The sequence below is a fragment of the Prevotella sp. BV3P1 genome, from assembly GCF_000479005.1.
Taxonomy (GTDB): domain Bacteria; phylum Bacteroidota; class Bacteroidia; order Bacteroidales; family Bacteroidaceae; genus Prevotella.
This window is the reverse complement of sequence record NZ_AWXC01000027.1, coordinates 1-8,922: the sequence shown is the minus strand read 5'-3', so window position 1 is coordinate 8,922 and position 8,922 is coordinate 1. Positions and strand designations below refer to the sequence as shown.

The 8,922-nt window shown below is 40.8% G+C and carries 10 protein-coding genes and 1 pseudogene; all 11 read left to right on the top strand.

Going from position 1 to position 8,922, the window contains the following annotated elements:
• Positions 1-270 (top strand): hypothetical protein (locus tag HMPREF1254_RS12300; protein WP_231385810.1); only part of this gene is annotated, 270 nt, incomplete at its 5' end.
• Positions 271-744: 474 nt separating this feature from the next.
• Positions 745-1,293, top strand: a complete 549-nt coding sequence (locus tag HMPREF1254_RS05245) for a hypothetical protein (RefSeq protein ID WP_036878327.1) — start codon at positions 745-747, stop codon at positions 1,291-1,293.
• Between the two features lie 229 nt (positions 1,294-1,522).
• Positions 1,523-3,454: a molecular chaperone DnaK gene (gene dnaK, locus HMPREF1254_RS05240; protein WP_023057618.1), complete on the top strand. Its 1,932-nt coding sequence runs from the start codon at positions 1,523-1,525 to the stop codon at positions 3,452-3,454.
• Positions 3,455-3,754: 300 nt separating this feature from the next.
• Positions 3,755-4,042, top strand: a complete 288-nt coding sequence (locus tag HMPREF1254_RS05235) for a hypothetical protein (RefSeq protein ID WP_023057614.1) — start codon at positions 3,755-3,757, stop codon at positions 4,040-4,042.
• 22 nt (positions 4,043-4,064) lie between these two features.
• A complete protein-coding gene (locus tag HMPREF1254_RS05230; protein ID WP_023057619.1) occupies positions 4,065-4,580 on the top strand; it encodes a DUF6155 family protein in 516 nt (171 codons plus the stop codon).
• 177 nt (positions 4,581-4,757) lie between these two features.
• Positions 4,758-4,964: a helix-turn-helix domain-containing protein gene (locus HMPREF1254_RS05225; protein ID WP_004362600.1), complete on the top strand. Its 207-nt coding sequence runs from the start codon at positions 4,758-4,760 to the stop codon at positions 4,962-4,964.
• On the top strand, positions 4,957-5,853 hold the full coding sequence (gene fic / locus HMPREF1254_RS05220; RefSeq protein ID WP_023057621.1) for a protein adenylyltransferase Fic: 897 nt from the start codon (positions 4,957-4,959) through the stop codon (positions 5,851-5,853). The genes HMPREF1254_RS05225 and fic overlap by 8 nt, the downstream gene beginning before the upstream one ends.
• Before the next feature lie 73 nt (positions 5,854-5,926).
• On the top strand, positions 5,927-6,115 hold the full coding sequence (locus HMPREF1254_RS05215) for a hypothetical protein (protein ID WP_036878331.1): 189 nt from the start codon (positions 5,927-5,929) through the stop codon (positions 6,113-6,115).
• A complete protein-coding gene (locus HMPREF1254_RS05210) occupies positions 6,096-7,298 on the top strand; it encodes an LPO_1073/Vpar_1526 family protein (protein WP_023057615.1) in 1,203 nt (400 codons plus the stop codon). Before HMPREF1254_RS05215 ends, HMPREF1254_RS05210 begins: the two co-directional genes overlap by 20 nt.
• Before the next feature lie 41 nt (positions 7,299-7,339).
• Entirely contained in the window at positions 7,340-8,179 is an 840-nt protein-coding gene (locus HMPREF1254_RS05205) for a hypothetical protein (protein ID WP_036878293.1), read from the top strand.
• Positions 8,179-8,596, top strand: a pseudogene (locus HMPREF1254_RS05200) (TonB-dependent receptor); the annotation flags it as partial. The gene HMPREF1254_RS05205 and the pseudogene HMPREF1254_RS05200, both read left to right, overlap by 1 nt.
• Between the last annotated feature and the right edge of the window lie 326 nt (positions 8,597-8,922).

The following is an 8,922-nucleotide window of genomic DNA, read 5'->3' as shown; positions in this document are numbered from 1 at the left end:
TTATTCCTTTCCAAAGATACAGAGTTTTTTCAAACAACAAAAGCATTACTGTCAATTTTTCACACGTCCTCCGATAATAAACATCCTCCTTTACCCAAGGCGGTTGAACGAAAATCGCCCCCACATCCCCACCCCGCCAATGTAATGCATCTGACAATATTTGTTCGGTTTTTTCTGAATTTTCACCCCCAAAAATGGCTCATAAAAACTTTCAAAATAGAAAAAAACGATAGGCACACAGGAGGCAAGCATGACCATTTTTTCTTTTGAAAAATCACTTTTTGCCGCAATAGCTATGGGATAATGCTCACAAAAGCATCCTCTTGCGGTTCAACCAACAAGCAATTACCTGCCAAAAGCATGCATCTTTCGTGCTTAAAGCTATGCTTTTGGCCAATCAACACTTGCACACTGAGGCATAATAGCTAAAAAGAAACCGTAACACACTGGTTCATAGTTAGATAGAAAAATCACTCATATTTAGCGTATTTGCAATCCAAAGTAGAGTTGGTTGTAAATACGCGAAGGAGAAAGAGCATCGCTGTCAACAAATTTCACAGTCACCTATCCGCACGACCGCGAGCTTGCCAACGGCTCATCCATCCGGCATTTTGTTTTTTCCGGATAAGTGTTTACCTTTGCAGGCAGCATAATAGCGGACATGAAATGAACGGCCATACCAGACATATCGTCTCCGAAACAAAACATTCCACATTCCATACAACCTCAACGAACAAAAACATGATGCACCCAAGCGACAACTTACAAACACCGGAAGCCATTTTCAAGAACGATCTGTACGCCTACCTTCACGGACTGGACAAGGTTGACGAACACTTGCCGGATGCCCCCGACATCGAAGGAAAATGGTACGACATAGCCAACGCCTACATGCCCGACGCCGTACGAGAGTTTAATCAATATCCTACCGTTGTTTTCGGTTGGATGATGTATGTGGGCATGGCTGTGGCTAAATACTGGGACGAGGATTGGGAACTATATAATAAGGTGGAAAACCTGTACACCTACCTGCGCGACCGCATTGATTTTGACCACATGGACGACTATATACGCGAGAAAGTTCTGCTTCTGAAACCCGAACAAGCCCGGCAATTGCAAGCCACGGTTGGCGAATGTGCCGCCAGAACCAATAACTTGTTGCACCATCTATCCATCACACCTGGATCGGAAGATGCCTACCGGGCCGTGATTGCAGCGTTGCACCAGCTGTATTTGATGGGTGCCGCCATGCAACTCAAGTCCATGGGCTATCACATGACAAAAATAGGATGACAGCGTAGGCGCATCCCCCTACCCCAGCACTTTCTTAACATGACAGCAATGATGTCAAAGTGACAGGTTGGCATATTTCATGTCAGCCTGAGCCAATATGTTGTGTTTTGGCATGACATTTGTTTTTATATGAGCGTATTGAAATAAACAGTATTACTTGTGAACTTGTGAACCATCAACTTGTAAACTCGTAAACTAAAAAACTCGTAAACTAAAAAAACAACATATTATGGGAAAAATTATTGGAATCGACTTAGGAACAACAAACTCATGTGTTTCTGTATTTGAAGGCAATGAACCAGTGGTTATTGCCAATAGTGAAGGAAAACGCACAACCCCTTCGGTCATTGGTTTTGTAAAAGACGGTGAGCGCAAGGTGGGTGACCCTGCCAAGCGACAGGCCATTACCAATCCTACAAACACGGTATATTCTATCAAGCGTTTCATGGGTGAGACGTATGCACAGAGCCAGAAAGAAGCTGAGCGCGTACCTTTCAAGGTGGTTGACGAGAATGGCTATCCAAGAGTAGACATCGACGGACGCAAATATACGCCACAGGAAATATCGGCCATGGTTCTTCAGAAGATGAAAAAGACGGCCGAGGACTATTTAGGACAAGAGGTGACGGATGCGGTAATCACCGTTCCGGCTTACTTCTCTGACTCACAGCGCCAAGCAACCAAAGAAGCTGGCGAGATTGCCGGACTGAAAGTGCAGCGTATCGTGAACGAGCCTACCGCCGCAGCTTTGGCATACGGTGTGGACAAGGCTCACAAGGATATGAAGATTGCCGTGTTCGACCTTGGTGGTGGTACCTTCGATATCTCCATCTTGGAATTTGGTGGCGGCGTGTTTGAAGTGCTTTCGACCAACGGTGACACCCACTTAGGCGGCGACGACTTCGACCAGGTGATCATCGACTGGCTGGTAAAGGATTTCAAGGCCGACCAAGGCATCGACCTTTCCAAAGACCCGATGGCCATGCAACGCTTGAAAGAGGCTGCCGAAAAGGCGAAAATCGAACTTTCGAGCACCACATCAACCGAAATCAACCTGCCGTATATATCTGCTGAAGGCGGCGTGCCAAAGCACTTGGTAAAGACTTTGACGCGCGCACAGTTCGAGCAATTGGCACACGACTTGATTCAAGCATGTCTGGTTCCGTGCCAGAATGCCATCAAGGATGCGAAGATTTCTACGTCTGACATTGATGAGGTGATTCTCGTAGGTGGTTCGAGCCGTATCCCTGCCGTGCAGACCTTAGTAAAAAATTACTTTGGTAAAGAGCCTTCAAAAGGTGTCAACCCCGATGAGGTGGTTGCCATCGGCGCTGCCATACAGGGAGCCATCTTGAACAAAGAGAGTGGCGTGGGCGACATCGTATTGCTCGACGTAACTCCACTGACACTGGGTATTGAAACCATGGGTGGCGTGATGACCAAATTGATTGACGCCAACACGACCATTCCTACCAAGAAGAGTGAGACGTTCTCTACCGCAGTGGATAATCAAACGGCTGTGACCATCCATGTGTTACAAGGCGAACGCCCCATGGCTGCACAGAACAAGAGCATCGGACAGTTCAATCTTGAAGGCATCGCTCCGGCACGTCGTGGCGTTCCACAGATTGAAGTTACCTTCGACATCGACGCCAACGGTATCTTGAATGTATCGGCTAAAGACAAGGCAACAGGCAAGGAACAGAAGATTCGCATTGAGGCTTCGTCAGGTTTGAGCCAGGAGGAAATCGACCGCATGAAGGCTGAGGCAGAACAAAACGCAGCTGCTGACAAGGCTGAACGTGAGAAGGTGGACAAGCTGAATCAGGCAGACTCCATGATCTTCACCACAGAAAACTTCTTGAAAGACAACGGTGATAAGATTCCTGCCGACCAGAAGCCCAACATTGAAAGTGCTTTGCAACAGTTGAAGGACGCGCACAAGAATGCCGACGTGGCCGCTATCGACTCGGCCATCAACAACCTCAACACCGTAATGCAGGCTGCCAGCGCACAGATGTACAGCCAAGCAGGCGGCACACAGCCAGGTGCAGACGCTGGTTTCAACGCTGGTGCACAGCAAGCAGGTGACGGTCAGCAAACCCAAGGTGATTCATCTGATGACACCGTACAGGACGCCGACTTTGAGGAAGTGAAGTAAAACAAATTTATTACTTGACGACATTTTGCAGGAAAGAGGTGTAAACCAATGATTTACGCCTCATTTTTTGTTTTCCGAATCTTTGTTTTCATCACTTGTTTCTTGCTATTGATTATCCTCTATTAGCAGCATCATTGCGACAAGAAAGTTTATGTGGACAAGCGTGTTCCAGTGAACGGATGAGTCAAAAAAATAGAGAGGTTACAATAGAAAGATTGAAAAAAGAAAAGCACGCGTCACATCTTAAGCCCAAATCGGTCATTAGGATTTCTCCGTGTCGTACGGCAAAGAGAAATCCTAATGACCGATTTGGGTTTAGTGATTGAAGCTAAACTGGATATGTCCTCCATGGTTGAGGAGCAGAAAGCCTTTCGCCAAGCATTGTCATACGCACGCTTGCTACGTTCCAAGCTAATGGGAATTTGCGACAAGGAACGGCTTGTGATTTATGCTCTTAATTCATCTGGTAGTTGCAACATTGAAAGATCATTGTTTGATAACCATTGGCAAGCCATCTATTCTGACGAAATTATCGGAGCCAAGCTGAATCAGCTAATTGGGGCTGAAGTGATAAAAGGATATTTATAGAAGAAATAAATGCATTTAAGTTATGTCAAAAGCAAAGCTAAGAAAGAAGTTGGATACATTACCAAAGGAGAATGTCATTAATCTGATGATGAGCCTTTACGATGCAAGCAAGGAAGCAAAGACCTACTTAGAGTTTTATCTTACGCCCGACAGTTATGCCGAGGTGGAGAAATACAAGAAGATAATACAAAATGAGTTTTTCCCTGTGCGTGGCTTTTCTGAAAAGCCATCGTTCGCCACATGCCGCAAGGCTATCTCTGAATTTAAAAAGCTGAAACCTGCACCAGAATGCTTAGCCGACTTGATGCTCTTTTACATAGAGCAAGGCTGCGAATATACGATGACTTTTGGTGATATGTGGGAACAGTATTATGTTACTTTGGAGAACAACTTTGAGAAAGCGATGGAGTTCATTTCCTTTCACGGACTACTGCCCAACTACAACGAACGGATAGAACGCATGCTCAATGCCACGGACTGTGGATGGGGATTTTCGGATACGTTGTGGGGTATATATAGCCAATACCAGTCTTCGTAATCCTAATAAAATAGCTGAGAATCTATAGAGAATAGAACTGGCACAGAATAATCTGCAACACAAGAAGGGCAAATAGAATTGTAGATATAAGACTTTTGAAGGAGGAGAAAATATCTCCTCTTTTTTCTTCTTTATACAAGAATATTTACTATATTTGTAAACAATCAGATGATATTTATGGAAAGTCCAACTAATAGAATTAAAGAGGTGCTTATCGAGAAAGGGATTAAGCAAACATGGCTTGCAGAGAAACTCGGTAAGAGTTTCACTATTGTCAACTCATATGTTTGCAATCGTCGACAGCCAAGCCTCGAATTGCTATTTCAAATAGCAGAGATCTTACAAGTCAATCCAAAAGAATTGATTAACACCCCAGATGAGTAACTTTATTATGGCAGAGCATAAAACATCTATCCGCTTTTTCAACGACCGTGAAGTTAGGGCGGTGTGGGACGAGGAACAAAACTGTTGGTGGTTTTCAGCAACAGATATTGTTCGTGCTATTAACAATGAACCGGACTATACTAAAGCCGGTAACTATTGGCGATGGCTTAAAAGGAAGTTGAAGCAAAAAGATATTGAACTTGTGAGTGCCACTCACGGCTTCAAGTTTGAAGCTCCTGATGGGAAGTTACGTGTGGCAGATGTCTTTAATAGTAAAGATGTTGTATTGTTGGCAAAGAACTACCCCAACAATCGTGCTAATGACTTTCTTGATTGGTTTACCTACAGCGACAACACCATTGATGGACAGAGCAAGAAGAAAGCCTACCAACTCTTTGAGAGTGAACTCTTGAAAACTGCAGAGCCTGGTAGTATCAAATGTCTGCAACAGATACACGCTTATCTCTTTGGAGGACTGTACGACTTTGCTGGACAAATCCGAACTAAGAATATATCCAAAGGTGGTTTTACCTTTGCTAATTGTATGCACTTCCCTGAAACCCTGCAAACAATAGAGCGAATGCCCGAAACAACCTTTGATGAGATAATGGACAAATATGTTGAAATGAATGTTGCGCATCCATTTATGGAAGGTAACGGTCGTAGCACTCGCATTTGGCTTGACCTCATGCTAAAACGTTCTCTCAAACGATGTGTGGATTGGAGCCAAATAGACAAAAACGAATATTTGTCCGCCATGCGGGAGAGAGTTTCTGATAGTACACACATCAAAGCTTTGGTACAACCTGCCCTCACTACAAAGATTGATGACCGAGAAATGTTCATGAAGGGCATTGACTATTCATATTATTATGAACAAAAGGATTGATTTATAAGATGAAACATCATCCTATTTTTTGATGAAATTAATTATATTTACAACAAAATTAATATTGAAAAATATGGAATGGATATTTGAAGGAATCGGCACTAATATATTAGTTCTTATAGTTACATTTTTACTTGGTGGATTTACTGGCTACAAAATAGGAATCCACCAAAAGGCTAATTTAAAACAAAGCGCAGGTGATAATGCCACACAAAGTCAAACAGGAATTATAAATAATTACTATGAAGATAAACAAAAGTGAGCAAACTGCTGGTGATAATTCTACGCAAGTACAAGCTGGGACTGTAAACAATTATTATAATACCACCACTACAAATATTATTGGGATTGATGAAGAACGTGCCCGCAATATTTGTAAGGAAGAATATGCCATTGCAAAAGCTAATTGGACTCAAGAAGCCCAAGGTATTGCCCAAGAACGCGTAATAGCATTAGAGGACAAACTAATACCAAAGATGCAACAGCATGATGAAACCCTAAAAATCTTTGGTGATCCTGCTTTTCAATTTATTTTAAGAAAAGCGCAAATATCAGCTGCTTCAAGCGGAGAAGAAAGAGATTTAGATATGCTTTCTGAATTAATCGTTCATAGAGCAGAGCAAAATGGTAATAGAGAAAGAACATTAGGTATATCAAAAGCAATTGAGATTATAGACCAAATTCCAGAATCCAGTTTAATAGGGCTTTCGTCTTTCTATGCTATAAATAGATATGTGTCAGAATCTTTTGATATACATCAAGAATTAAAAACTCTTGATAATCTACATAAGAGTATCCTTAATGATATAGAATTGCCTATTGGTATACAATGGATAGAAAATTTGGATGTGCTCTCTGCTGTTCGAATCGCCCCTTCGGGAATACAATCTTTTAAGAAAATGGAAGAATTTCTATCTAATAAATTAGCATGTTTACCTATGGGAATTGAACGAAATTCACCAGAGTATAACGAAATGCTCTTGGAACTACATAAAGTTGGACTCTATGACTGCAAAGAGAAAATAGCAGAACTTTATGAGGATAATAGGGATAACAGAAATGCTCTGAAAATAGAAATGCCGTTATTTAAAGAGCATCCGTTAAGAGAGGGCTTCCTTATATGTGTGGTTCCTCCTAAATACTTTATAGATGATGGTAGCATTATTGTAAAAGTTAATGTAGACTCTAAAGAGTTTGATCTTCCCCTAAATGAGGAACAATATCTTGCATATAAGCATCTCTCAGAAATAACATACAAGGATGGGCGAAATGTTGAATCATTAACATCAAAGCTTATCAAAGAATGGGATAATTATGAATATTTAAAAAATGTACGAATCTGGTGGAATCAACTACCAATATTTTTTACAATAACACCCATTGGAGTTGCTATTGCAAATGCATATATTAGGACTAAATATCCTGCTATCCCAAGTATGTATTAAAAAATAAATCCATTATTTGTGATGCTAAAATAATATATCATATGATAAGAGAAACTTTTTCTGATAAGTATAATGAGGAAGTGAGGATAGTTATTCGCGAGCTATTCAATATTTGCAAGCAGACAATGAAGCATCCTGGAGATTTATTGGTATGTCAACAAAATGGTTTCATAGGCTTAGGTGCTCCTAGTTTGGGTATTGGGATAACTGGATTAAACTATATGCAGCAACTTAATCAAATAGTTTATCCTGGAATTGGAAAAACGACAAATAATAATGAGTGCTTTGTAAATTCAAGATCTATTTTCTTTAATGGCACTACTGATTTTGAACAATCCATAGAAGAAGAAATGCATAGGTATCATTTAATTTGGGAAAATGGGTATTTTCTAAAGACACTGAAAGAAATCAGTCATCTTCTTAATGGTGAAAATTACGATTGGGAATTAGATATTGATAGCAAGACAAGAGCTACGAGAAGCAATTATATTAAAGACGCTATTATTACCAAGTTCTCAAAAGCTCCTAAATTCCAAAATTTGTTGGAAGAAACATACAACAAAGATTTAAGGAATGCAATTGCACATACCCAGTACAGATTAATTCAGGGAGGTATTGTTTTGACAAGCATCAAAGACAATAATCACCAACCATTTTATGGCATTACATTTGAGAAATGGGAAGAAATATATTCTAAGGCATGGTTCCTATTACGATATATTTTTAGTGGATTAAATGATATTATGGAACTCTATTATGTTCCACTTGCAAAAGAAAAAATCTCAGGTGGAATCCCTATTCTAATACCAAATGGTAAAAAATGGAGCGAAACTTATGTATACTATTTTAAAAGAGGGAACAGGTGGACTTTTCATAAATGAATAATGTATGGGTGAATGGAGGTGCCGTTCCCAGCAGTGAAGCCGACACAAGGGTTTTCTCGTTTGACATTGTACCCAGCTCACAGATAGACAATTTGTTGATTGTAAAAACTCAATCGCCCGAATATCCATCTGATTATAGTGGCGGATTTATCGTGTTGAACACAAAGGAGATACCGTCAGAAAACTCGTTCTCGCTATCCTTAGGAGGCAATTGGAATACCCAATCGGCATTTCAAGACTTTACTTACGCCAAAGGTTCGAATACCGATTTTCTTGGATTTGATGGCGGTTTGCGCTCGTTAAACGGCGGTATTCACAGTCAACTTAAAACCTTATCAGACCAAGCGATTAGCTTATTGGATAACAGATTGAACAATGACTGGCACGAGAAGACGAAGAAACCTTTGGCATCAAGTCCGTTGCTGAACGCAGCTTCTTTCACTGGATTGAAAGGCTTTAAGACAGTTTCTTACATTGGAGCCTTTGCTGCAAACGATAACTGGGCTGACGGTTGGACAGAGTTTGATCCAGAAAATGCCAATTATTAATAGTACGTTGAGGCGTTAACAGACTTGCAAGCATTCACGATTCTATAACGAATCGTATGGATAAGTATTTTTTATGCTCTCTTATACTTGTCTATATGAAACGTTATAGAATCTTTTTTTGATATATTCAATCAGCCCAATAGTACCCCTAACGAGTACTATTTTATGTATTAATGTGTATTACGAGATATT